Origin of the sequence: Vibrio rhodolitus (genome assembly GCF_003350325.1) — a bacterium.
GTDB classification, from domain to species: Bacteria; Pseudomonadota; Gammaproteobacteria; order Enterobacterales; family Vibrionaceae; genus Vibrio; species Vibrio rhodolitus.
In genome coordinates this window covers 56886-82834 of sequence record NZ_QLYZ01000019.1, presented here as the reverse complement: position 1 = coordinate 82834, position 25949 = coordinate 56886, and the positions used below count along the sequence as shown (strand labels likewise).

The following is a 25949-nucleotide window of genomic DNA, read 5'->3' as shown; positions in this document are numbered from 1 at the left end:
ATGTTTGAAACTGTAATCTTAATGTTGGACGCGACACTACGCGTGGCAACGCCGCTGATCCTTGCAGCCCTTGCGGGTATGTTCTGTGAACGTGCGGGAATTGTAAACATCGCCCTTGAGGGTAAGCTTCTGGCGGCAGCCTTTACAGGTGCGGCAGTCGCTCACGTAACGGGGTCCGCTTGGCTTGGTCTGTTTGGGGGGATTGGTATTTCAGTACTGCTCTCTTTATTACACGGCTTTGCTTCAATCACCCACCGCGGCGATCAAGTGGTCAGTGGTATGGCAATCAACATCCTCGCCACAGGCTTAACCATCACTCTCGGTCGTCACTGGTTTAACCAAGGCGGTCAAACGCCAGCGCTATCTGGGGATGCGCGCTTTGCGCCTATCACACTACCTGGTGCCGATGCCCTTGCCGATGTGCCTGTGATTGGGCTGCTTTACTCTGAGCTGATTAGTGGTCACTCGATGCTGGTGTATCTATTGATCGCTATCGTACCCGCCACTTGGTATTTGATGTTCAAAACCCGTTTCGGTCTGCGTCTGCGCGCGGTAGGTGAATCGCCATCGGCGGTCGATACGGCGGGTATTTCTGTGGCAAGAATGCGCTATAGTGCCGTACTCATCTGTGGCGTGTTGGTGGGGATTGGTGGTGTCTACCTATCGGTCGCGCAAACAGCTCAGTTCATTCCGAACATGAGTGCGGGTAAGGGCTATATGGCGCTAGCCGCGCTTATCTTCGGTAAGTGGCGTCCATTTACCGCAATGGCTGCATGTTTGCTGTTTGGCTTCCTAGACGCGCTGGCGATTCGTATGCAAGGGGTAACCATTGGTGACTTCCCAATCCCAGTACAAGCCATCGAAGCAATGCCATATGTACTGACCGTATTCCTACTGGCAGGCTTTATTGGTAAAGCTATCGCACCAAAAGCGATTGGCGTACCGTATAGCAAAGAACGTGAGTAGTTAACTCACTAACGCCAAATAAGAAAGGGAGTGCTTAGCACTCCCTTTGCTTTTTAGATTTCATTAAGACTTCGCTTTATCTGACGATTCTTTTGGCGGATCACTGCGATATGGCACACAACTGCGCTTTTGTTCAGGGGTTAACCCCATCGACTGACACCAAGCATCATACTTAGCGACCCAGCGTTTTAACCATTGCCACATAAACCCTCCCGCTAGAATTGCGTTACTGTTCTTCGCGCTTAAATACTAGCTCGGTTGGCGTCGACTCTTCTTCGACAAAGTAGTAACCCGCCACGTCAAATTGAGTTAAGTCCGCCACGCTACTAATGCGATTTTCAATAATATAACGCGCCATCATGCCACGTGCTTTTTTAGCGTAGAAACTGATCACTTTGTATTGACCATTTTTGCAATCTTTAAAGATTGGCGTGATCACTTGAGCGTCCAACGCTTTTGGTTTTACCGCTTTAAAGTATTCGTTTGAGGCAAGATTGATCAGTACATTATCACCTTGCTCTGCAATCGCTTGATTGAGTTTATCGGTGATCATATTACCCCAAAACTGATAGAGGTTACTGCCCTTATCATTGGCAAGCTTAGTGCCCATCTCCAAGCGGTAAGGCTGCATTAAATCCAATGGCTTTAGTAGGCCATATAGACCCGAAAGCATACGTAGATGCTGCTGTGCGTAGTCAAAATCGGCTTCAGATAGGGTTTCAGCCTCAAGACCAGTATAGACGTCACCCTTAAAGGCTAGAATCGCTTGGCGCGCGTTCTCGGTGGTAAAGGTTTCGCTCCACTCTTGAAAACGACCGACGTTAAGGTCGGCAATCTTGTCACTCACCTTCATTAGACTCGACACATCGGCTGGCGTTAGCTGACGACATACATCGATTAACTGTTTGGAGTATTCCACCAACTCAGGTTGGGTAAACTTTTCAGTGGCAAGAGGCGACTCGTAATCGAGCGTCTTAGCAGGAGAAACAACTATCAGCATGACTTTACTCTATCCTTATTAATTTTCTCTGCTTAGAGTACAAAAAAAGCCATGCATTGTCTGCATGGCTTAATTGATTAGTTTGATAGCTATTAGCTATGACTGGAGCTTTTCGCTGTTAGTCTTTTTTCGGGTTGTCCCAAATACCTTCTTCAAGCTGAGATTTCAGCTCTGGGTATTCGTTGGCATCGAAAGTTGGCAATTTGCCTTCTTTTAACTGGCGATTGTAATCTTTCGCCAGTTTGATAACCGTGCCTGACAGCAAGATGATTGCCACTAGGTTGACGATTGCCATCATACCCATGGAAACGTCAGCCAATGACCAAACTACCGGTAGAGAAGCTAGTGCACCAAACATTACCATACCAAGTACTACGATACGGAAGATACCTAGACCCGCTTTGTGGTTGTGCTCTAGGAACAACAAGTTGGTCTCTGCGTATGAGTAGTTCGCAATGATCGATGTGAAAGCAAAGAAGAAAATTGCTACCGCAACGAAAATACCACCCCATTCGCCAACTTGTGAGCTTAGCGCTGCTTGAGTCAGTTCGATACCTGTTACTTCACCACCAGGTACAAACTCACCTGACATTAGGATAATCGCCACTGTTGCTGAACAGATAACGATAGTATCCATAAATACGCCCAGCATCTGCACATAACCTTGTGATGCAGGGTGTGGCGGATACGGTGTTGCAGATGCCGCCGCGTTAGGCGCAGAACCCATACCGGCCTCATTCGAGAACAGACCACGTTTAATACCGTTAATCATTGCTTGCGCAATCGCATAACCGACACCACCTGCTGCAGCTTCTTGGAAGCCGAACGCACTCTTAACAATCAGCGTTAAAATCGCAGGCAACTTCTCAATGTTTGAGAACATCACAAACATAGCAAGCAGTAGGTAAGCAAGCGCCATGACTGGCACAATCAGTTCAGCAACACGCGCGATACGCTTGATACCACCAAAGATGATCACTGCCGATAGTACAACTACCGCCATACCCACATACTTATCTTCCCAACCGAAAGCAGTATGCATAGCATTGGCAATAGAGTTTGCTTGAACGGCGTTAAATACCAAACCGAAAGCGATGATAAGGAAAATCGAGAACAACACGCCCATCCAGCGCATGCCAAGACCTTTTTCCATGTAGTAAGCAGGACCACCGCGGTAGTTGCCATCATCGTCTTTGGTTTTGTATAACTGTGCCAGTGTACTCTCTGCAAACGCGGTTGCCATGCCCAACATAGCAATCAACCACATCCAGAAAATCGCACCAGGACCACCAGCTGTCAGTGCCACAGCTACACCTGCCATGTTACCGGTACCGACACGCGCAGCAAGACTAGTACAAAGTGCTTGGAAAGAAGATATACCAGCGTTGTCTGCTTTACGGCTGTTCTTTAGAACAGAGAACATGTGCCCAAAATGGCGGAACTGAATGAAACCAAGGCGGATAGTAAAGTAAACGCCCACACCGACCAAAAGATAAACAAGAATAGACCCCCAGAGCAGGTCATTCATTAAATTGATTAAGTCTGTCATAACATCCTCAAAGTGAGTTTCGTCAATCCCTGCATCCCTGCCTTCCATCTAGCTGCGTACTAAGTGTCAAGTTCGTCTTAGTATTTATGATTTATTCTTTTACAGCTGAGATATGTAAAACCCGCTTCATGCTTCCCTTTTACGTATCGACGTATTTTTTGACGGGCGGATAATGCAGTGAAGGATGGCAAAAATCAATATGCAACCAAATGCATTTAGATGTTATTTTTTACTATAAACTCACCATCGATTAACACATCTCAAGACAAGAAGTTAACCATTTAAGATCACGTCAATTAACTATTAGCAACATTTCACAGTAGGGCAAGCTTCTCCTCCCTTTGTGTGAGTAGAGGGGAGCAATCCCTTGTTGAATCTGGTAGTTAGCAGCTTAATGTCGCCAATTTATTTCTATCTGCTGCGTACTTTCGCCAATCTGCCGCCAACAAATCGTTTAACTCAAGATGAGAAGCAATTTAAAACAGCCAGTTAACATCAAAAATAGCCAAGTTTGGTGAAATTAACATGATTAAATGGTCATTATTTGCGCAATGGTCACCCTTAAAAAGCCGACTCGAGCACAAAAAATATAAAAACTTCATTGTATCGCAACAAATGAGAAATCAATCATAGATAGGCTGGCAGCTCAATGGTATTAATCAAGCATAACAACAAGTAAAGAGGTGGCAGCATATGGATGGCTTAAACTTTGATGAAATGATGGAGATGGATTTCTCCAAGGGACGCTCAGCAAGAAACAAACCGGTAAAACGTAAATGGCGTGAAATTGAAGCGATTAATGATCGTCGCCGTTTAGAAAAAGAACTGCGAGATATGGATATCGGGCTTGATAACTTAGATGGCTTAGAATTGTAAAAAAAGAGGCGATATGCCTCTTTTTTGTTTTAAGTAATCTCGTTGTCGGTTTCACGCACTCGCTGAGCAAGTTGTGCGTATTGTTCAGCGATGGTCGAACCAAAAACCGGATCCTCATCATCACTTGCAAACGCTTGTTCAACCGCTTGCCAATCTTGCACGCTAAAGCGTTCGCTTATCATCGGCAAAATCTTCTTCTCTTCAAATTCCAAGTGCTCGCGCTGCGCTTTTGTGAACTCTTCAAGTTGTTCAATAAAAATTTGGTGAGGAACCACCGCATCTTGCAAGATCATTTCCACCGTGTTTTGAAACGAACGGGTCTTACACTCAAGTAGCTTATGCTCAAACTCTAAGTTTTCCATCTCGTCTTTATCACCATAATGCTCTTGATAATAATGATAGAGAATGTCTTCTTTCGGATGGTGCGAGTTTTCTGCATGTTCGGATAAATAGTCCACTACCTCTTTAATTAAGCTGTAGTTGACTGGTAACTCTTGTTTTAACCGTTCGACCTTATCAGCAAGGATCGCCAGTAATCTAACCATGTACCCATGTTCACGCCTGATCTTTTCAATCATCATCGTGCTTCTCCTTAAACACACACTCTTTGTAAGTGTATACAAAAGTCGGGCAAAAGGTTTGGAGAGCGTTCAAGAAAACGGATAATTATTGAACACTCTTCGATTAACTGTCGCGCTCTATGAGATCCATTAATCAACGGTTAACGGTAAGGTCCAATCAATTGGGGTCAAACCTTGTTGGGTGAGTAGCTGATTTGCTTGCGAGAAGTGACCACAACCTAAGAAACCACGGTGAGCAGACAGCGGTGATGGGTGTGGTGCCGCTAATACATGGTGTTTATTGCGATCAATAAAGCGCCCTTTCTTTTGCGCATGTGAGCCCCAAAGCAAGAACACCACACCAGCATTATGCTGATTGATCGCTTCAATTACTTTATCTGTAAAGAGTTCCCAGCCTGTCGTTTTAGCATGTGAATGGGCTTTACCTTGCTCTACTGTTAAAACCGTATTGAGCAATAGTACGCCCTGCTCTGCCCACTTCTGTAAGTAGCCATGCTGCGGGATCTCAAAGCCTGTTATATCTTGCGCTAACTCTTTATACATATTAACTAAAGAAGGTGGCGTTTTGATGCCCGGTAGTACCGAAAAACATAAGCCATGCGCCTGATTCGGTCCATGATAAGGGTCTTGCCCAAGGATCACGACTTTAACCTGATCAAATTCGGTTGCTTTAAATGCATTAAACACATCGGCTGCCGGAGGAAAGATGGTCTTGCCACTAGCACGCTCTTGCTCAACATAACTCATTGTCTGTTGAAAATAGTCTTGCTGCTTTTCACTACCAATCACGTCATGCCAAGTAAGCGGTGAAGTCATGATCTGTTCCTTCTTTAATATTGGAAGATTTCTTGCGCTTTATTGTAAGAAAAACTCGAGAAGGAACAAGGCTTAGCTTATGGGTGTTGCTGCTTTGTATTCCTTTGAGGAGTTCGATAATGCCCTTGACCATGAATATGTCGATTGGGAATTGGCATACGAGCAGGACAAGTGCGAGAAGTTGGAGAGTAGATATTCATAGCGGCACCTTCTTTTATTACTAAACACATTGCTGGGTAATGAGCTTATTAAAGAAAGATTAGTGCCACTTTTTAACTAATGGCTAGTCAATCGTCTTATTCTGCCAATGCTTGGCGGTGAAATGCCCGCAACTGGTTAATTTCCTGCTGCCAAATATCAGGTTCGATTGTCTCTAAGATCAATGGGATACCATCAAAACGGGGATCTTTGGCGATATACTCAAAGCAATCCCAGCCAATCTCACCTTTACCGAGCGCATGGTGTCTATCGACCTTACTGCCTAACGCTGATTTTGAATCATTGATGTGCATTGCACGCAAATAATGCATGCCGACAACGCGGTCGAACTCAGCAAAGGTCACCTCGCATGCCTCTTTACTTGAGAGGTCATAACCCGCCGCGAAGGTATGGCAGGTATCAATACAGACACCAACGCGTGATTTATCCTCTACCTGTTCAATAATCTGCGCTAGATGTTCAAACTTCCAGCCTAAGTTAGAGCCCTGCCCCGCAGTATTCTCAATCACAGCAATCACATCTGGCACCGCTTGATGGGCAAGGTTAATCGATTCGGCAATCTTAGCTAGGCACTCCTGCTCAGAGATTTTGTTGAGGTGACTCCCCGGGTGGAAGTTCAGCAAGGTTAAACCTAGTTGCTGACAACGCTCCATCTCATCAATAAAAGCAGCGCGAGATTTTTCCAGTTTCTCTTCTTCTGGAGCGCCTAAGTTAATCAAGTAAGAGTCGTGCGGAAGAATTTGGTCCGCAGAAAAGCCCAACATTTTGCAATTGGCTTTGAATGCGCTGATGGTTTTCGCTTCCAGTGGTTTGGCTACCCACTGACGCTGGTTTTTGGTGAACAGTGCAAATGCATTGGCACCGATCTCACGTGCTCGCATTGGCGCTTGGTCAACGCCACCCGCTGCCGATACGTGAGCACCAATATACTTAATTTGTGAGTTTGATCTCATTGTCATTTAACCACTTTACTCTTTCAGTTTGGCTACCTAAATACAGATAGTTAGCGCAATTTATCACCGTCAAATAGGTCATTTTGTAGTAAATTTACAACAAAATGAGCTTTTAACTATTTTTTAAATTATAAAATAATTTGTAATCGCCAGTTTTTAAAGGGTTTCTTGATTTAACTCAATAAAATCACCTTCAAAAAATTAAGGTTTTTAGTTGTAACTTGACCTAAATCAATATTAATATAATGGATATTCGCTATATAATACTTAGCTCAACAAATAATTGAAAATTAACACCATTAAAAGCCACAACATTGTGGAATAGGAGAGAGTGATGATTCAAGGTATTCAAATTACAAAAGCAGCTAACGACGATCTACTAAACTCTATCTGGCTACTAGATAGCGAAAAGAACGAAGCACGTTGTGTTGCAGCAGCTGCTGGCTACGAAGCTGACCAAGTTGTTGCTATCAGCGACCTAGGTGAGTACGAGAGCCGTGAAGTTGCAATCGAAGCTGCACCAAAGATCGAAGGTGGTCAACACCTAAACGTAAACGTACTACGTCGTGAAACTCTAGAAGACGCAGTTGCTCACCCAGAGAACTACCCACAGCTAACTATCCGTGTATCTGGCTACGCTGTGCGTTTTAACTCTCTAACTCCAGAGCAACAACGCGACGTTATCGCTCGTACTTTTACTGAGTCTCTATAATTTCTATTGCCACTCGGCACTAAAATTAGACACTAAATTCGAAAAGCAGGCGCAGCCTGCTTTTCTTCTTCTCATCAGTCTAAAACTGATGAGAAAACATTCACAGTGGCAATTAAAAAAACAAAACCATGTGAATAACATGTAGTTACACATCTATCTGTCAACTTTTGTTGAGTTGGGATTTTTATTCCACAAACCACTCAAACTGATAGTTGCGCCCGATAGGTTTAGGCTACATTTCTTTGCTCAATCACACTTTCGGCAAACCATTTGAAAAAATGGGACGCAAAGCTTCCGGTCTAAAGATGCTGGTCATCAATGATAGCGGGGTCGCCACTTGTTCAACAATGTTCAAGTGCTGTGGATGTTTATCAAACCTCTTTGATAGGCAAGCTTTCGCATGCGCCGAGGTGGGGCTTTTAGTCAACCTTATAAAGGAGCATGTGATGAAATCACTGCCAAATAAAACTCTACTAGCGCTTGCTCTAACTGCGTTAAGTGGTCAAGTAGCAGCTCACGGCTACGTTTCTGAATTCGACGGTGGTATAGCTGGCAGCCGCGCAGCACTGTGTAAATACCCAACCGCTGACACTAATGAAAAAAACACCAACTGTGGTGCGATTCAATACGAACCACAAAGTGTTGAAGGTCCTGAAGGTTTCCCTGAAGTAGGTCCAGCAGATGGCAAAATTGCTAGCGCACAATCCGCACTGGCAACAGCACTTGATGAACAGACAGCCGATCGCTGGGTAAAACGCCCAATTACTGCAGGTCTGCAAAGCTTTGAGTGGACGTTTACTGCGAACCACGTCACTCGTGATTGGAAATACTACATCACTAAAACAGACTGGAACTCAAACCAAGTTCTGTCCCGCGACTCTTTTGATCTCAATCCATTCTGTGTGATTGAAGGCAACATGGTGCAGCCACCAAAACAAGTTAGCCACGAATGTAATGTACCTCAGCGCGAAGGTTACCATGTGATCTTAGCCGTATGGGATGTGGGCGATACAGCGGCGGCTTTTTACAACGTGATTGACGTTAAATTTGATGGTCAAGGTCCAGTTGTGCCTGAGTGGAACCAAGCAGGTCAAATCAACCCAACCATGGATCTTAACCTCGGCGATAAGGTATTTACGCGCGTATTCGATAAGAGCGGTGAAAATGTCGCTTATCGCACTGAGCTCACCATCAGCGAGCAAAGCCTAACTCAAGCGAAAAACTGGTCACATGCGCTAGCGACCAAGATCAACCAAGAGCAAACGGCGATCAAAGCTGGTCAATACCGCGAAGATAAATTTACCCCAGCATACGGCAGCAACCCAGTTTACCTGCAAACGGGTAGCGGTTTGGAGCGTGTTGAAATTGGCTACCAGATTGAAACGCCAGAACCAGAGTACGCTTTGACCATTGAAGGTCTTGAGTCTGAGTACACCATTACAGAACAAGCTACAGAGCTTGATCTCACTTTAGCCGCTGAAGGCGACATTGACGTAGAGCTTACCGTTTACAACCATGGTCGTGCGGCACTAGCGAGCTGGACTGGTCAACTTAGCGATGGTCAATATCTGCCAGTTTCACTGACATTGTCGAAAGCAGAGCCAGGTCATCACATTTTAGTCAGCCGCATTAAAGATCAGGCAGGTAACCTTGTTGATCAAGTGAACTACGATTTCCACTTGGTTAACGCGCCAACACCTCCTCCAGCAGGCGACTACGATTTTATCTTCCCTGAAAATGTGAAGAGCTACACCGCAGGCACAAAAGTATTGGCAAGCGATGGTCAGATCTACCAATGTAAGCCATTCCCATACTCGGGTTACTGCTCACAATGGACAGAAAACGCCACTCACTACACACCAGCGACCGGTTCTCACTGGACAATGGCTTGGGACAAAGTGAACTAATGCTAGGCAGCATTTGTTGTCGTTCTGCTTCCATCGCAGATCGATAAATCACACGATTACGGCACTCATCTTGAGTGCCGTTTTTCTATGCAAGCGACAAGTAAATGCGGTAGATTGAAACACTCATTCCACTTGGTCATTAATGGATATGTTGCTAGAAGGTATTGAAACGCTGATCACACTGAGCAAAGCGAAAACCATGAGTCGCACAGGTAGCCTGCTCTATATTAGTCAATCGGCAGTGAGTAAACGCATTTCCAATTTAGAGAAGAAACTGGGTAAAAAGCTGATTGTACCGGATGGTAGGAATGTCCAGCTCACCAATGAAGCGTTAACGCTGATCGACAACATCGGTCCGACCTTCAATGAGTTAAGAGGGCTGATCTACGAACAGCAAAACATGGTGGAACATAGCCAAATTCGGCTTGATTGCTCGGAAACGTTAGTGGCGGGCTTTCTTTCGCCAATTCTCGGTGGCTACTTTGCACAAGATCCCTATTTGACCCTGACGACCAACCATACTCCGCGCATTATCGAACATGTCCAATCCGGCAAAGCCCATCTTGGTATCTGTGCTGGCTACCTGCCCTCTCAACACCAGTTGATGACCTTTGCCCTCTTTGATGAACCGTTTTATATCGTCTCCAAACAACCGTTGGCTGAATTACCACAAACCATCATCACCAACGATTTGAGTAACCCTGCCAATACTTACCAATACGGCATCTTAACTCAGCTCAACATTAAGCCTATCATGCAGATGGACTCTTACGCTGCAGCAGCTCAACTGGCACTCTCCGGTATCGCGCCAGCATTGGTGCCACTCTCGGTGATCAATACGTTGCAGATTGACGCGCAGCACTGCCATCACTTTAACCAACTGCAGTCACTGTCTCGACCAATCAATATCTGCCTGCGCCCTGCCACCTATCGCAATCAACGTATCAGAAAATTGATAGCAACCATTGTTGATGCTGTTCCCAAAGTAATTTCGTTGCCATTAGCATCGACATCGTGATCACGAGCGGTCTTATCCAGCGCTGACCTTTGGTCACCACAACGCGCGCACCAAGTTGCGCGCCAATAAAACCACCAACCGCCATCACTAACCCCAACTCCCAAATTGGCAAGCCCGCTAAAATAAAGAACAGCAGCGCGGCTATATTAGAGGTGAAGTTCAAGACTTTGGTACGTGCGGTTGCCTCCACCAGCGAAAACTGCGCAATCGCGACAAAACAGACGGTAAAGATAGACCCAGTACCTGGACCAAAAAAGCCGTCATAAAAACCTACACCACCACCGACACAGAGTGCAAATGCGGCTTCTGGTAACTTACTCTCTCCCTGTTCAGGTTTAGTGGTTGGGGCGAGTAAGAAGTAGAGAGAAATCGCAATCAGCAGCAAAGGAATAAGACTAGTAAGCACGCCTGCATCTATATATTGCACCGCTTCAGCGCCAATCGCTGAACCAATAAAGGTGCAAGCAATTGCCAGGCGCATCTCTTTTAGATTAACAATGCCATTGCGCACGAAGTACCAGCTGGCAGAAAAGCTACCAAATGAGCTTTGCAGTTTATTGGTGGCGAGCGCTTGAGTAGGAGGCACGCCTGCTGCCAGTAACGCGGGTAAAGTCAATAAGCCACCGCCACCAGCCATGGCATCAATAAACCCTGCCGCAGTGGCAACGAGTGCTAGCAGCGCAAGAATCTCGAATGTAATTTCCATCTATTATTCAGTAACTAAGTAGGTATAACGCTAACATTACCACCTCTTGCTCTATTGAGTTAGCGAAAGATTCGATTACTACCTATTCCTAATTTTCAACAATAAAAAGCACTAATATTGAGACAAAAAAAAGCCCACTCAATTGAGTGGGCTGTTACTAACTATTTGCCAGTTAAGCTAGGCTAGCTTTCACTTTCGCGTGTAGCTCTTGTACTGATGTTACTGAGCTCTTCGCATCCGCAGTGTGTGCCATACAAGTTGCAAACGCTGCGTTTAGCGTCGTGGTGTAGTTCACCTTCTCTGCTAGTGCTCCGCGACGTAGTACTTTAGAGTCTTCAATCGCTTGGCGACCTGCTGCCGTGTTAACGATGTAGGTGTACTCATTGTTCTTGATGCGGTCAAGAATGTGTGGACGACCTTCATGTACCTTGTTCACTAGACGAGGGTTAATGCCCGCTTCGCCAAGAATAACCGCTGTACCGTGAGTCGCATCAAGTTGGTAACCCAACTTAACTAGCTTAGAGGCTAGGTCAACGACGCGTTGCTTGTCTTCTTCACGAACTGACAGCAGTGCACGACCACCTTCAGGGTAAACGCTGCCACAACCTAGTTCTGCTTTCGCGTAAGCTTCAGCAAACGTTGCACCAACACCCATAACTTCACCTGTAGAGCGCATTTCAGGGCCCAATAGTGGGTCAACGCCAGGGAACTTGTTGAACGGTAGTACCACTTCTTTCACTGAGTAGTAAGGTGGAATAATCTCTTTGGTAAAGCCTTGAGACTCAAGAGATTGACCCGCCATAACACGTGCAGCGATTTTCGCTAGTGGTGCGCCGGTTGCTTTTGATACGAATGGAACCGTACGTGCAGCACGAGGGTTAACTTCGATTAGGTAAACTTCGTTGTCTTTGACTGCGAACTGCGTGTTCATTAGACCACGTACACCCAATTCAAATGCTAGCTTCTCAACTTGCTCACGCATCTTGTCTTGGATTTCTTGGCTTAGCGTGTAGGCTGGTAGCGAACATGCTGAGTCACCTGAGTGAACACCCGCCTGCTCAATATGCTCCATGATACCGCCAATCACAACGCGCTCACCGTCACAGATAGCGTCGATATCGACTTCAGTTGCGTCATCTAGGAAACGGTCTAGTAGAACTGGCGATTCGTTCGATACGCTTACCGCTTCGTTGAAGTAGCGACGTAGATCCGCTTCGTCGTAGACGATTTCCATCGCACGACCACCCAGTACGTATGAAGGACGCACCACCAGTGGGAAACCAATTTCTTTCGATTTCTCAACGGCTTGTTCCATCGTCGTTACTGTTGCGTTTTCCGGTTGTAGTAGACCTAGACGCTCTACTGCTGCTTGGAAACGCTCACGGTCTTCTGCACGGTCGATTGCATCTGGGCTGGTACCAATGATTGGTACGCCCGCTGCTTCTAGTGCACGAGCCAGTTTCAGTGGTGTTTGACCACCGTACTGAACGATCACGCCTTTTGGCTTCTCAACACGTACGATTGAAAGTACATCTTCTAGTGTTACTGGTTCGAAGTATAGACGATCTGACGTGTCGTAGTCAGTTGATACTGTCTCTGGGTTACAGTTAACCATAATGGTTTCGTAACCATCTTCACGCAGTGCTAGTGACGCGTGTACACAGCAGTAGTCAAACTCGATACCTTGACCGATACGGTTTGGACCACCGCCCAATACCATGATCTTGTCTTTGTCTGTTGGGTTTGCTTCACACTCTTCATCGTAAGATGAGTACATGTAAGCCGTATCCGATGAGAACTCAGCCGCACAAGTATCCACGCGCTTGTACACTGGGTGGATATTGAATTGGTCACGCAAGCGACGAATTTCGCTTTCAGAGACACCAAGCAGTTTCGATAGACGCGCATCAGCAAAGCCTTTGCGTTTCATCTGACGCAGAACTGCTTCAGTTAGACCAGCAAAACCGCCCGCTTTCACTTGCTCTTCCAGTTTCACTAGCTCTTCAATTTGCACTAGGAACCAGCGGTCAATGTTAGTCAGGTTAAATACGCCGTCCACTGACATGCCCGCACGGAATGCATCGGCGATGTACCAAATGCGCTCTGCACCTGCTTCTTTCAGCTCGTGACGGATTTTGGTTAGTGCATCTGGAGAATCTAGGTCAACCATTTCGTCGAAACCATTAGCACCTACTTCTAAGCCACGCAGGGCTTTTTGTAGTGACTCTTGTTGGTTACGACCAATCGCCATTACCTCACCAACCGACTTCATCTGTGTGGTTAGACGGTCGTTTGCGCCTGCAAATTTCTCGAAGTTAAAGCGAGGAATCTTAGTCACAACGTAGTCGATAGTTGGTTCAAATGACGCTGGTGTCGTGCCGCCAGTGATGTCGTTTTGCAGCTCATCTAGCGTAAAGCCAACTGCCAATTTCGCCGCGATTTTCGCGATTGGGAAACCTGTTGCTTTTGATGCCAATGCAGATGAACGAGATACACGTGGGTTCATCTCGATGATAACCATACGGCCATCTTTCGGGTTAATACCAAACTGTACGTTTGAACCACCAGTTTCTACACCGATTTCACGTAGTACCGCTAGCGATGCGTTACGCATTAGCTGGTATTCTTTATCAGTTAGAGTCTGTGCTGGTGCCACTGTGATTGAGTCACCAGTGTGGATACCCATTGGGTCGAAGTTCTCGATTGAACATACGATGATACAGTTATCCGCTTTGTCGCGAACCACTTCCATCTCGTACTCTTTCCAACCGATCAAAGATTCATCAATCAGTAGCTCGTTAGTTGGTGATAAGTCCAAACCACGGCGACAGATCTCTTCAAATTCTTCTTTGTTGTAAGCGATACCGCCACCCGTACCACCCATAGTAAATGAAGGGCGGATGATACATGGGAAGCCAACCATATCGAGCACTTTGTATGCTTCTTCCATGGTTTTTGCAGTATCGGCACGCGGACACTCAAGACCAATCGACTTCATCGCTTTATCAAAGCGAGAACGGTCTTCTGCTTTATCGATAGCATCCGCAGTTGCACCGATCATCTCTACACCGAACTCGGCAAGTACGCCTTGACGCTCAAGTTCAAGTGCACAGTTTAGAGCCGTTTGACCACCCATGGTTGGTAGTACTGCATCTGGACGCTCTTTCTCGATGATCTTACGTACCACTTCCCATTGAATAGGCTCGATGTAAGTTGCATCAGCCATATCTGGGTCAGTCATGATCGTTGCAGGGTTCGAGTTCACTAGGATTACTCGGTAACCTTCTTCACGCAGTGCTTTACATGCTTGTGCGCCAGAGTAGTCAAACTCACATGCCTGACCGATAACAATCGGACCAGCACCAAGAATAAGAATACTTTGAATGTCAGTACGTTTTGGCATTATCTACTACTCCGAATTAAGCGCTGTGTTTTTTAATTAGTTCGATAAAGTGGTCGAATAGCGGTGCTGCGTCATGAGGACCTGGGCTCGCTTCTGGGTGACCTTGGAAGCTAAATGCTGGTTTATCAGTACGGTGGATACCTTGTAGTGAGCCATCAAATAGCGATACGTGAGTAGCACGTAGATTGTCTGGTAGTGTTGCTTCGTCAGCGGCAAAACCGTGGTTTTGCGAAGTAATCATTACGACGTTACGATCTAGGTCTTTTACTGGGTGGTTAGCACCGTGGTGACCAAACTTCATTTTCACCGTTTGTGCACCTGACGCTAGCGCCAGAATTTGGTGACCAAGACAGATACCGAAAATTGGCAGACCTTTGTCTAGGAATACTTTGGTCGCTTCAATCGCGTAAGTACATGGTGCTGGGTCGCCAGGGCCATTTGATAGGAATACGCCATCTGGATTCAGTGCTAACACTTCCTCTGCTGATGTTTCAGCAGGAACCACTGTTAGGCGGCAGCCGCGGTCAACCAACATTCGTAGGATATTGCGCTTGGCACCGAAGTCATAAGCAACAACGTGGTATGGCAGTTCGCTGTCATCTTGCGCTTCTGGAAGACCACCCGTGAGCGTCCACGAACCTTGTTTCCATTGATACGCTTCTTTTGTTGTAACTTCTTTCGCAAGGTCCATACCTTTTAAGCCAGGGAATTCTTTCGCTTTTGCTAGTGCCAATGCTTCGTCTAGGTTGTTACCTGCGACGATACAACCATTTTGGGCGCCTTTTTCACGAAGAATACGAGTGAGCTTACGAGTATCAATGTCTGCGATGCCGACAATGTTTTGCGATTTGAGGTAATCAGAAAGAGATTGTTCGTTACGGAAATTAGAAGCGATAAGAGGAAGATCGCGGATCACAAGGCCTTGAGCGTGGATTGAAGAGGATTCTTCGTCTTCGGAATTGGTTCCGGTATTGCCAATGTGAGGATAAGTTAGTGTAACAATTTGCTGGGAATAGGAAGGATCAGTGAGGATTTCTTGGTACCCCGTCATCGAGGTATTAAAAACGACTTCACCAACGGAAATACCATCCGAACCAATGGACACTCCGCGGAACACTGTCCCATCTTCCAGGACTAACAGTGCTAATTTACTCAAGACAACCTCCAGAATAAAAATGCATAAATAATAAATTAATTTGCAACTTTGCCTTCCATTTCGCAATAAAAACGCGTTTTTTGGTGTTACAGACAAATTGGCGTAATTCTAAAGAGGCTAGTGAGCGGTGTCAACATTCATAATAAAATAAAATGCATTTTTTGAAAGATTCACAAGAAAAAAAGCCAAAGCAGCTAAAATAATAACTTTAACTGACATTAGTCGTGTGATTATGGCGACATTTTTCAAAAGAACGAAAAAACACCATTAAAAAGTGACTAGGAAATTAAATCCAGTTTAGCAAACGTTAAGCAAGCTAGATAACTGTAGTTTAATCCACTTTCAAGCAAATAGCATGACAAACACCAGTAAATAACACATTAAAGATAGAGGTTTGGGGTGGTTTCACCCAGTAATGTGGAGAGGGCAATATAGGACGGATAAAGAAAGCGCCAGCCTTGGCTGACGCATAATTATTTAAATTAGAGGATTGAGTTTACAGACTCATTCAATGTGCACTTTGATGACTAAAGTTCGTTTAAACCTAGTACATCAGTCATGGTATAAAATCCAGCTTGTTTGTTATTTAACCACACTGCTGCTTTTACTGCACCATTAGCAAATGTCATGCGATCGGTCGCTTTATGGGTAATTTCGACTCGTTCGCCAATATCAGCAAACATTGCGGTATGCTCACCAACAATATCGCCAGCGCGAATCGTCGCAAAACCTATCTCATCTTTGGTTCGCTCGCCGGTAATGCCTTCACGGGCATAGACAGCCACATCACTGAGTTTGTTACCCATGGCGCCAGCAATTGCTTCGCCCATACCAATCGCGGTACCTGACGGTGCATCGACTTTATGACGGTGGTGTGCTTCTACAATCTCGATATCGCAATACTCGCCCATCACCTTGGCTGCTTTTTCTAGCAACTTAAACACTAGGTTTACACCTACTGAATAGTTTGGCGCCATGACAACTGGCACTTCTTTCGCTGCATCATCAATAATGGCACGCTCTTGCTCAGTAAAGCCTGTGGTACCAATTACAATGCTCTTACCGTGCGCTTTACACAGCTCAAGGTTAGCCAGCGTGCTGGCTGGAGCAGTAAAATCGATAATGACGTCAAAGTTATCAACTGCTTTCGCTAGGTTATCAGTTAAGACAATTTCTAATTTACCTTCACCACATAACTCACCGATATCAACACCAACTAGTGATGATTCAGGACGTTCTGAACCCGCGCCTAATTGAGACTCAGGGTTTAGTTGGGTTGCCTTAACCAAATTACGGCCCATACGACCGGCTGCTCCTGCAACTGCAATTCTAACCATTGCGAGATTTCTCCATGCTTAAGAAACGAGACGAGAAGATCCTCATCTCGTATAAAAGATCTTCGTATCTAAACTACCAATAAACGGTTGTGCTGGCTAGTGTTTTGCGACATTGATCATGAAAACTCTTTGATCACTCGTTGTAATATCGGCACATTGGCTTCCGGAAAAGCGTAGTTTTCTAACTCACAGATCGTCACCCATTCGCCCTGTTGCCCCTCACGACCAAAAGGTTTACCCGTAAAATCAGTGACTAAAATAAAATCAAACTTGAGCGACTTATCAGGGTAGTCATACTCCAAGTGCTCGAATAGCGCTTGCTCTGTCACTTGAATACCAATCTCTTCATCAAGCTCACGCACCATCGCCTGCTCGATTGTTTCATCTTGCTCAACTTTGCCACCCGGAAACTCCCAAAAGCCTCCTTTGTGCTTATCATCAGGGCGTTTAGTAATAAAAATCTGCGACTTATCCTGATTAAATATCACTGCCGCCACGATATGAATTCTTTTCATACTTTCCTTTCCCTCAAATAGTTTACTCCCTACCTCGCGTACTATTCACTTACCCACGAGAGAGACCAAACCCAAATTTTACTTAAAAAAAGAGCCGCCTAAGCGACTCTCTAAACAACATATAAGTTTTTTGAAGCTAACCAAATACTAAGATTGTTTAAGGTTAAGCTGTAATGGCTTGGAACAAGGCAGCGACGCGCAGTATTCAACCTTTACAGCAACACATTTAACTTAGTTAGAAGCTAAGTTGTGTAGTTTGAGTACCAGGAGATGACGCGCAGTTTACAACTGTAAATGAGTATCATCGACACAGTAATCACGCGACACAACGACGATTCAGACTAAGTTATGCAATCTTGCCGTGGCACTGCTTGTATTTTTTGCCACTACCACATGGACACGGCTCATTACGACCCACTTTACGCTCATCACGTACGACCGGCTGCTGTGCACCTGCTTCTGCTGTTTCTTCACCATCCGCTAGTGGATTCTCAGCCGTTGCGTGTTGGGCTTGAGCTTGGCGCGCTGCCGCTTCCGCTTGAGCACGGCGCTGCTCTTCCATACGCTCAACTTCTTCTTGCTGTTGAACACGTACGCGAGACAGTACCGTAATCACGTCTGTTTTTAGTGAATCTAGCAAACCTTCAAACAGTTCAAACGACTCACGCTTGTACTCTTGTTTCGGGTTCTTCTGCGCGTAGCCACGTAGGTGAATACCTTGGCGTAAGTGATCCATTGCCGCTAGGTGCTCTTTCCAAAGCGTATCTAGTGTTTGTAGCATCACTGATTTTTCGAAGTTACGTAGCACTTGCTCGCCGACAACTTCTTCTTTGCCTTTGTAGACTTCTACTGCTTGAGTGATGATCTTCTCACGTAGCGCTTCTTCGTACAGTTTGTCATCAGCGGCTAGCCAATCTTTAACTGGTGCGTCTAGATCGAAGTCATTCTTCAGACGATCTTGCAGACCTTGCACATCCCACATCTCTTCTAGAGATTGTGGTGGAATGTATTCGTCGATAATTGCGTTCAGCACGTCATCGCGGTTTTGCTCAATCATCTCGCTAATGTCTTCAACGCTCATTAACTCATCACGCAATTCGTAAACCACTTTACGTTGATCGTTCGCCACGTCATCGTATTCAAGTAGCTGTTTACGAATGTCGAAGTTACGACCTTCAACTTTGCGTTGTGCTTTTTCAATTGAACGAGAAAGCATCTTCGATTCGATCGCTTCACCTTCTTCCATACCGCTTTGGATTAGGCTTGCCATGCGGTCAGAAGTAAAGATACGGAGTAGCGCATCTTCCATTGATAGGTAGAAACGCGAAGAACCCGCATCACCTTGACGACCAGAACGACCACGTAGCTGGTTATCGATACGGCGAGATTCATGACGCTCAGTACCGATGATGTGTAGACCACCAGCTTCTAGCACTTGGTCGTGAACCACGCGCCATTCCGCTTTAATTTGATCGATTTGCTCTTTCGATGGGTTGTCTAGCAGCTCAACCTTCGCTTGCCAGCTACCACCCAACACAATATCGGTACCACGACCGGCCATGTTGGTTGCGATGGTTACTGCGCCCGGTGTACCCGCTTCAGCAACGATTTCCGCTTCTTTCTCGTGGAATTTAGCGTTCAGTACGTTGTGCTTAATGTTGGCTTTTTTCAGTGCGTTTGACAGTAGCTCTGACTTTTCAATCGACACTGTACCCACTAGCGATGGCTGACCTTTTGCTACGCGCTCTTTGATGTCTTCAATGATTGCGGCAAATTTCTCTTGCTCAGTACGGTATACCACATCTGGCATATCGTTACGGATCATTGGTTTGTTAGTTGGGATAACTACCGTTTCCAAGCCGTAGATAGATTGGAATTCGAATGCTTCGGTGTCGGCAGTACCTGTCATACCTGACAGTTTGTCGTAGAGACGGAAGTAGTTCTGGAAGGTAATCGATGCCAGAGTTTGGTTTTCATTCTGGATCTTAACGCCTTCTTTGGCTTCCACTGCTTGGTGCAGACCTTCAGACCAACGACGACCTGGCATTGTACGGCCAGTATGTTCGTCAACGATAACCACTTCGCCTTGCTCGTTAACGATGTAATCAACGTTAATTTCAAACAACACGTGCGCGCGAAGTGCCGCGTTTACGTGGTGTAACAAGCTGATGTTCGTTGGTGAGTAAAGCGTGTCACCCTCTTCCATCAAACCGTTTTTGATCATCAGTTCTTCAACGAACTCTTGACCCGTTTCAGTTAGGTAAACTTGTTTTGATTTTTCATCAACCGTGTAGTGACCATCACCGCGGTACTCTTCTGAGTCTTCCTGATCTTGTTTTTGCAGATGTGGAATTAGAGTGTTGATGCGAGTGTATAGCTCAGAGCTATCCTCTGCAGGACCAGAAATGATAAGTGGTGTACGAGCTTCATCGATTAGAATCGAGTCCACTTCATCGACAACCGCAAAGAAGCGTTCACGTTGTACGCGGTCTTCAACACGGAATGCCATGTTGTCACGCAGGTAGTCAAAACCAAATTCGTTGTTGGTACCGTATAGAATGTCAGCTTGGTAAGCTTCTTTTTTCTCTTGCGGTGGCATGTTTGGCACGTTTACGCCAACAGTCATACCAAGGAATTCAAATAGTGGACGGTTCGTCTCGGCATCGCGTTTTGCTAGGTAGTCGTTCACCGTTACGATGTGAACACCTTTACCTGGCAGAGCGTTTAGGTAAGCTGGTAGAGTTGCGGTTAGTGTTTTACCTTCACCAGTACGCATCTCTGCGATTTGACCCGCGTTAAGAACCATACCACCGATAAGCTGCACGTCGAAATGACGCATGCCGTAAACACGCTTAGATGCTTCACGTACGGTCGCAAATGCTTCTGGCAACAATTTATCAAGGTCTTCACCTTGTTCTAGACGTTGACGAAATTCAACAGTCTTTGCCTTTAATTGTTCATCAGATAGAGCTTCAAACGTTGGCTCGTAATTATTGATTTCTTTTACAATCTTTCTCAGGCGACGCAATGTTCTGTCGTTGCGACTGCCAATTACCTTTGTCAGTAGCTTAGTTATCATCTTGTGTGAATCTCTCTATCAGTCGATCGGGCACGATCTCTACTTAATGCCTTCAGTCTCTTTCAGTTTTAAACTAAGAATACTGCGTTAAATCATTAATCACAGATATTGTGGTGAGAACTTAGATTTTCAAGGCATGAGTGTTTATTTATAGCCGCCTAGTGTAAGGGCTTTTCACTCGAACAACCAATCTCTTATTGAATTGTTTGAAGCACTTGTGATTTTTTGCCGACGAATGGCGCAAGTTTATCCGCTAAAAAGACTATTCGCCGCTGTGGTGGTTGGCTAAAATGGAAATGAACTAGAAAATTAAGGCTTAGTCATGCGCGACCACCGCCCTACCTTGGGAAATGAGATCATCTCTGATTCACGTTTTGCTAACTTGCAAAAACATGCCGAAGAGATCATGAAGATCAATCAACTGCTAAAAACGATCTTGCCGAAGAATGCGGTCGATCATTGCCGCGTGGCAAACCTGCGTGACAATCATTTGGTTATCGAAGTGGCAAGCGCGGCGATCATGATGAAGATCAATTACGATCGTCTCAATATTCTTAACCAACTGCGCTCGCAAGGGTTCGCCCGCTTAATTGCTGTCGAAGTGCAAATCAACCCCGACCTTTATCGCGTCAAAGGCGATAAAAAACGCACCGAAGACAAGCCGCGCGATCCAATTTCTGATACCGCTGCCGAATATCTTAAAGCGGTCGCTGAAGGGGCATCACCGAAAGTCAAAGCGCGTTTAGAAAGCTTGGCTAAACTCGCCGCCAACAAGCGAACATAAAAAAAACCAGGCTCTAAGCCTGGTTTTTTCTAATCTGGATTTGGCTGATTATGCTAGAACCATGTTTGGCTCTGCAAATGCAACTGGTGACACTTCTTCTTGCTCGAAAGTAACCCATTCCCACGCTTCTTGATCAGCAAGAACTTTACGTAGTAGTTGGTTATTTAAACCATGACCTGATTTAAATGCACGGAATTCACCGATAATTGGGTGACCACACATGTAAAGGTCGCCAATCGCATCAAGTACTTTGTGAGTTACAAACTCATTATCAAAGCGCAGACCTTCTTCGTTCAAGATACGGTAGTCATCCAATACGATTGCATTGTCAAAGCTACCACCTAGAACAAGGTTTTGCGATTGTAGGTATTCGATATCACGCATGAAACCAAAAGTTCGTGCACGAGAAATCTCTTTAACGAAACCTTTTGATGAGAAATCAAACACTAAGCGTTGTTCATCAGATTCAATCGCTGGGTGGTTAAATTCGATTTCAAAATCCATACGGAAACCATTAAACGGTGCGAATTCTGCCCATTTGTCGCCATCTTCAAAGCGAACTGGTTTCTTAATACGAATAAAGCGTTTTGCTGCATTTTGCTCTTCGATACCTGCTTGTTGAAGTAGGAATACGAAAGGGCTAGCACTACCATCCATAATTGGAATTTCTGGCGCATCAACTTCGATAACCACGTTGTCGATACCCATACCTGCTAGCGCAGCGTTTAAGTGTTCTACCGTTGAGATACGAATACCTTGATCGTTAACAAGAGCTGTACACAGCATAGTGTCACGAACTGATTCAGGATCCGCTGGAAAATCAACTGGTGGATTTACGTCCGTACGACGGTAAATAACACCTGTATTTGCAGCTGCTGGGCGAAGAGTCAAAGTTACTTTACGCCCTGAGTGTAAGCCTACACCGGTCGTTTTCACTATTTCTTTCAGAGTACGTTGTCTGATCATCTACTTGCCTCAGTAATGGTGCTACAAATCGCGCCGATGTAATCATCGGTCGCGCATCGTATCACATTTTCGAACCATGTCAAATTTTGACAGTATTAATCAGCTTGACGACGTAGGAAAGCAGGGATGTCTAGATAGCCATCTTTTTCAACTTTCGGTGCCGTGCTTTGGCCTGAGCCATTGCTTGCTGATGTAGATTGAGTTGCCGGTTGAGCCGTCACTGCTGGTTTTTCCTGCAATGTCTGTGCCGGTTTCTCTTCTACTTTTACCGCTGCTGGTTGTTGTGTTGCAACTTGTGACTGAGGTTGTGCCACAGGTGCCACTTTTGCTTTTCCGCCTGCTACTAATGTAATGTCAGGCTTTTTCTCATTACCGATACCGGTTGCTACCACTGTAACACGGATTTCGTCCGCCATATCAGGGTCAAGAGAAGTACCAATTACTACCGTTGCGTTGTCTGAAGCGAAAGCTTTCACTGTGTTACCCACAGTTTCAAACTCATCAAGACGCATATCAAGACCAGCTGTGATGTTAACTAGTACACCACGCGCACCCGCTAGATCGATGTCTTCAAGAAGTGGGCTAGAGATAGCCATCTCTGCTGCTTCTTCTGCACGGTCTTCGCCTTTAGCAACACCGCTACCCATCATCGCGTGACCCATTTCTGACATCACAGTGCGAACGTCAGCAAAGTCGACGTTGATCATGCCAGGACGTGTGATAAGTTCAGCGATACCTTGAACTGCATTCTTCAGTACGTCGTTTGCACTCGCGAAAGCTTCAAGTAGTGTGATACCGCGACCCAATACTTTAAGTAGCTTTTCGTTTGGAATAGTAATCAGAGAGTCAACGTGTTTCGACAGCTCTTCAATACCTTGTTCCGCAAACGCCATACGCTTCTTACCTTCAAAGCTAAATGGCTTTGTTACTACCGCAACAGTAAGAATACCTAGCTCTTTTGCAACCTCAGCGATAACTGGCGCAGCACCTGTACCGGTACCACCGCCCATACCAGCTGCGATAAATACCATATCGGCACCGCAAATGGATTCTTTAATTCTATCGCGATCTTCGAGAGCAGCGTCACGTCCCACTTGTGGGTTTGCACCCGCACCAAGACCTTTGGTCATGTCGCCACCAATTTGGATGACGCTATTTACGCTAGTCTTACGTAGTGCTTGAGCATCAGTGTTGATGCTGATGAATTCAACACCTTCAATGGACTCACGTACCATGTGTTCAACGGCATTACCGCCACCGCCACCAACCCCAACGACTTTAATTACCGCATCGTCAGACATTTCCATCATCGGTTCAAACATGTGTTATCTCCGTTTTTCCTGCTGCTCAGGTTAAAACTCTTTTTGTATCCAATTACGCAAGCGATCAAATAGCGAACTTACTGGCTGACGCTTTGGTTCGTTATATTCAGTCTCGTCGTTAATTTGACTGTCTCGTGCGTAATGAAGTAAACCAACTGCCGTAGAATGATACGGCTCTTTTACGTAATCTGTTAAGCCGCTGACCTCAAGAGGCTTGCCGACTCGAACTTGGTTGCGGAACACGCGCTCCGCACACTCTACCAAACCTTCAATTCGCGCTGCACCGCCGGTGAGTACCACACCCGCGGCTAAATGGTGTTTAATACCATCTTCGCGCAATTTTTCTTGAACAGTATCGATAGTCTGGTTAACCAGTCCCATAAGTTCAGTATATCTCGGTTCAATCACTTCAGACAAAGTTTGACGTTGCAAACTTCTTGAAGGACGACCACCAACACTAGGAACGTTAACCGTGTCATCTTTGCTGACTAGCTCACTCAGAGCACAGCCATACTTCACTTTGATTTCTTCGGCATCACTGACTGGCGTACCGAAAGCGAATGCAATATCACTGGTGACTGCATTACCTGCGTAAGAGAACACTTCAGTATGTCTTAACGCACCACCAGTCCAAATCGAAACATCCATTGTGCCTGCGCCGATATCAACCACGCACACACCTAAGTCTCGTTCGTCTTCGGTGATCACAGCATTACTTGCTGCCAAACCAGAGTAAACCAAGTGTTCAACGGTTAAGCCACAACGTTCAACCGCTTTAATAATGTTTCTTGCCATATCATTGTGGCAAGAGATCAAGTGCACACTAACTTCCATGCGCACCCCTGATAAACCTAGCGGGTTTTTAATCCCCTCTTGGTAATCAATCGTGAATTCTTGCGGAATTACGTGAAGAATGCGCTGTTCGTCACCAATTTTGATTGACTTAGCGGTATGAATCGCACGATCCATATCTTCTTGAGAGACTTCTTCATCAGAAATAGTTCCCATTCCTTTTTCTATACGGCTCGCAATATGGCGACCAGAAATGGAAATATATACATTGCGAATTTGACATTCCGCCATCAATTCCGCTTGATTTACAGCTCGCTGAACCGATTTTACCACGGACTCAAGATCGTTTACGCCGCCCTTATCCATACCACGAGATGGACTGGTACCAGCGCCAATGATGTTGATTTGACCGTCTGGTAGCAATTCACCTACCAGTGCTGATACGGTTGCAGTGCCTATATCAAGACCAACAATAATGTTGTCATCAGCGGTCTTCGTCATCTCTACTCTCTTGTTGTGACTCTTGTTCAGGGAACCAACCTACTGCGGCTCCCGTATCGTATCGGAGATCTATGTAGCTTACTCGCTGAGCGTCACTACCTAAGCTGTTATACAACGAGATAAAACGATTAATTCGCTCATCGAGTGACTCTTTACCTAGCTCTAAACGGATACCGTTATCGAGAATAATCTGCCACGCTCGTCGATCATTTAATACTAATGACGTAATGGTTAAACCCAAAGGTTCAAACAGCTGGCTGATTCTTTGCCAAGTGTCGAGTACTTCCAAGTTGGTACCCTTAGGGCCATAGAGTTTGACTCTATCCCCTTTTAACTTGCCAAGATCGCCATTAAAAATTCGACCATTATCATCAAGCAGAGCATCCCCATTCCAAATAGCTTTGGCGTGATGCTCAGTCAGAAATACTTTTACGGTATCAGGCCACTGTTTTCGAATCGAAACATGGGCAACCCATGGGATCTGTTCGATAACGTCTTGCAGCGCATCGACATCTTGGGACATAAATGTGCCAACATGCTCTAAAGTAGAAAATGCGCGCTGAACATCCAGCGCAGTGACATATTCCAGCTCGCCCTGAAGAACTAGCTTAGATAATGGCAGTCGCTGATCGTCCCACATCCAAGAAATGGTCGAGAAAAGCAAAGAGCCGATGAGAATCACCACGATTAAAAAGAAACTGCCACCGACAAGGTGTGTTTTTATCGCCGGAAAATCTCGCAGACGACGGTCTTGGAGAAAAGATGTGCTAATCAAAGTCCGTTGTCCTTGT

General features: G+C 45.5%; 24 protein-coding genes and 1 riboswitch. Of the genes, 7 read left to right on the top strand and 17 right to left on the bottom strand.

All coding sequences use genetic code 11. The features are described 5' to 3' along the window. Complete coding sequence (locus DPF93_RS16545) at nt 1-966, top strand: ABC transporter permease (RefSeq protein ID WP_075651266.1); 966 nt, start codon at nt 1-3, stop codon at nt 964-966. 63 nt (nt 967-1029) lie between these two features. Here DPF93_RS16545 and DPF93_RS21350 read toward each other — a convergent pair whose 3' ends face one another. The 3 genes from DPF93_RS21350 to DPF93_RS16535 all read right to left on the bottom strand — a co-directional run bounded on the left by DPF93_RS21350 (nt 1030) and on the right by DPF93_RS16535 (nt 3515). After that, a complete protein-coding gene (locus DPF93_RS21350) occupies nt 1030-1170 on the bottom strand; it encodes a DUF5363 family protein (protein ID WP_164675385.1) in 141 nt (46 codons plus the stop codon). A 22-nt stretch (nt 1171-1192) separates the two neighbouring features. Then, nucleotides 1193-1966, bottom strand: a complete 774-nt coding sequence (gene yaaA / locus DPF93_RS16540; protein ID WP_114767219.1) for a peroxide stress protein YaaA — start codon at nt 1964-1966, stop codon at nt 1193-1195. 118 nt (nt 1967-2084) lie between these two features. Then, the gene (locus DPF93_RS16535) at nt 2085-3515 is read right to left on the bottom strand and encodes an alanine/glycine:cation symporter family protein (protein WP_114767218.1); all 1431 of its coding nucleotides are present in this window, start codon (nt 3513-3515) and stop codon (nt 2085-2087) included. A gap of 367 nt (nt 3516-3882) precedes the next feature. Here DPF93_RS16535 and DPF93_RS21535 point away from each other — a divergent pair, with 367 nt between their 5' ends. Together DPF93_RS21535 and DPF93_RS16530 are read left to right on the top strand one after the other, a co-directional pair. After that, entirely contained in the window at nt 3883-4008 is a 126-nt protein-coding gene (locus DPF93_RS21535) for a hypothetical protein (RefSeq protein ID WP_279628077.1), read from the top strand. A gap of 200 nt (nt 4009-4208) precedes the next feature. Next, nucleotides 4209-4391, top strand: a complete 183-nt coding sequence (locus DPF93_RS16530) for a DUF3545 family protein (RefSeq protein ID WP_114767217.1) — start codon at nt 4209-4211, stop codon at nt 4389-4391. Nucleotides 4392-4420: 29 nt separating this feature from the next. Here DPF93_RS16530 and DPF93_RS16525 read toward each other — a convergent pair whose 3' ends face one another. From DPF93_RS16525 to nfo, 4 genes are all read right to left on the bottom strand, one after another. Beyond that, a complete protein-coding gene (locus DPF93_RS16525) occupies nt 4421-4972 on the bottom strand; it encodes a hemerythrin domain-containing protein (protein WP_114767216.1) in 552 nt (183 codons plus the stop codon). A gap of 129 nt (nt 4973-5101) precedes the next feature. Next, nucleotides 5102-5788 (bottom strand): uracil-DNA glycosylase, encoded by a 687-nt coding sequence (ung, locus tag DPF93_RS16520; protein ID WP_114767215.1) that lies wholly within the window; start codon nt 5786-5788, stop codon nt 5102-5104. A gap of 77 nt (nt 5789-5865) precedes the next feature. Further along, entirely contained in the window at nt 5866-5988 is a 123-nt protein-coding gene (locus DPF93_RS21530) for a hypothetical protein (RefSeq protein WP_279628076.1), read from the bottom strand. Between the two features lie 96 nt (nt 5989-6084). After that, complete coding sequence (gene nfo, locus DPF93_RS16515) at nt 6085-6966, bottom strand: deoxyribonuclease IV (protein WP_114767214.1); 882 nt, start codon at nt 6964-6966, stop codon at nt 6085-6087. 328 nt (nt 6967-7294) lie between these two features. Here nfo and grcA point away from each other — a divergent pair, with 328 nt between their 5' ends. From grcA to DPF93_RS16500, 3 genes are all read left to right on the top strand, one after another. Next, nucleotides 7295-7672: an autonomous glycyl radical cofactor GrcA gene (grcA, locus tag DPF93_RS16510; RefSeq protein WP_114767213.1), complete on the top strand. Its 378-nt coding sequence runs from the start codon at nt 7295-7297 to the stop codon at nt 7670-7672. Between the two features lie 250 nt (nt 7673-7922). Continuing rightward, nucleotides 7923-8010, top strand: a riboswitch (cyclic di-GMP riboswitch). 108 nt (nt 8011-8118) lie between these two features. After that, complete coding sequence (gene gbpA / locus DPF93_RS16505) at nt 8119-9579, top strand: N-acetylglucosamine-binding protein GbpA (RefSeq protein ID WP_114767212.1); 1461 nt, start codon at nt 8119-8121, stop codon at nt 9577-9579. Between the two features lie 148 nt (nt 9580-9727). Continuing rightward, nucleotides 9728-10597 carry a LysR family transcriptional regulator gene (locus DPF93_RS16500; RefSeq protein WP_114767231.1) on the top strand — a complete coding sequence of 290 codons (870 nt, stop codon included), beginning with the start codon at nt 9728-9730 and terminating at the stop codon, nt 10595-10597. Here the strand turns inward: DPF93_RS16500 and DPF93_RS16495 are convergent. The 6 genes from DPF93_RS16495 to secA form a co-directional block, all read right to left on the bottom strand. After that, entirely contained in the window at nt 10524-11303 is a 780-nt protein-coding gene (locus DPF93_RS16495) for a TSUP family transporter (protein WP_114767211.1), read from the bottom strand. The genes DPF93_RS16500 and DPF93_RS16495 overlap by 74 nt on opposite strands. 172 nt (nt 11304-11475) lie before the next feature. Then, entirely contained in the window at nt 11476-14706 is a 3231-nt protein-coding gene (gene carB, locus DPF93_RS16490; protein ID WP_075649277.1) for a carbamoyl-phosphate synthase large subunit, read from the bottom strand. Between the two features lie 16 nt (nt 14707-14722). After that, nucleotides 14723-15862: a glutamine-hydrolyzing carbamoyl-phosphate synthase small subunit gene (gene carA / locus DPF93_RS16485; RefSeq protein ID WP_114767210.1), complete on the bottom strand. Its 1140-nt coding sequence runs from the start codon at nt 15860-15862 to the stop codon at nt 14723-14725. 527 nt (nt 15863-16389) lie between these two features. Next, a complete protein-coding gene (gene dapB / locus DPF93_RS16480; RefSeq protein WP_114767209.1) occupies nt 16390-17199 on the bottom strand; it encodes a 4-hydroxy-tetrahydrodipicolinate reductase in 810 nt (269 codons plus the stop codon). Nucleotides 17200-17315: 116 nt separating this feature from the next. Further along, nucleotides 17316-17714 carry an 8-oxo-dGTP diphosphatase MutT gene (gene mutT, locus DPF93_RS16475; protein WP_114767208.1) on the bottom strand — a complete coding sequence of 133 codons (399 nt, stop codon included), beginning with the start codon at nt 17712-17714 and terminating at the stop codon, nt 17316-17318. 346 nt (nt 17715-18060) lie between these two features. Beyond that, nucleotides 18061-20793 (bottom strand): preprotein translocase subunit SecA, encoded by a 2733-nt coding sequence (gene secA / locus DPF93_RS16470; RefSeq protein ID WP_114767207.1) that lies wholly within the window; start codon nt 20791-20793, stop codon nt 18061-18063. A 322-nt stretch (nt 20794-21115) separates the two neighbouring features. Between secA and DPF93_RS16465 the strand changes: the two genes are divergently transcribed. After that, on the top strand, nt 21116-21577 hold the full coding sequence (locus DPF93_RS16465; protein ID WP_114767206.1) for a DUF721 domain-containing protein: 462 nt from the start codon (nt 21116-21118) through the stop codon (nt 21575-21577). 48 nt (nt 21578-21625) lie between these two features. Here the strand turns inward: DPF93_RS16465 and lpxC are convergent, their stop codons facing one another. The 4 genes from lpxC to DPF93_RS16445 form a co-directional block, all read right to left on the bottom strand. Next, nucleotides 21626-22543 (bottom strand): UDP-3-O-acyl-N-acetylglucosamine deacetylase, encoded by a 918-nt coding sequence (lpxC, locus tag DPF93_RS16460; protein ID WP_114767205.1) that lies wholly within the window; start codon nt 22541-22543, stop codon nt 21626-21628. A gap of 95 nt (nt 22544-22638) precedes the next feature. Continuing rightward, nucleotides 22639-23865: a cell division protein FtsZ gene (gene ftsZ / locus DPF93_RS16455; protein WP_114767204.1), complete on the bottom strand. Its 1227-nt coding sequence runs from the start codon at nt 23863-23865 to the stop codon at nt 22639-22641. Between the two features lie 30 nt (nt 23866-23895). Continuing rightward, nucleotides 23896-25158, bottom strand: coding sequence for a cell division protein FtsA (ftsA, locus tag DPF93_RS16450; RefSeq protein ID WP_114767203.1), 1263 nt, complete (start codon nt 25156-25158; stop codon nt 23896-23898). Further along, nucleotides 25142-25933 (bottom strand): cell division protein FtsQ/DivIB, encoded by a 792-nt coding sequence (locus DPF93_RS16445; RefSeq protein WP_114767202.1) that lies wholly within the window; start codon nt 25931-25933, stop codon nt 25142-25144. The genes ftsA and DPF93_RS16445 overlap by 17 nt, the downstream gene beginning before the upstream one ends. Nucleotides 25934-25949: the final 16 nt, after the last annotated feature.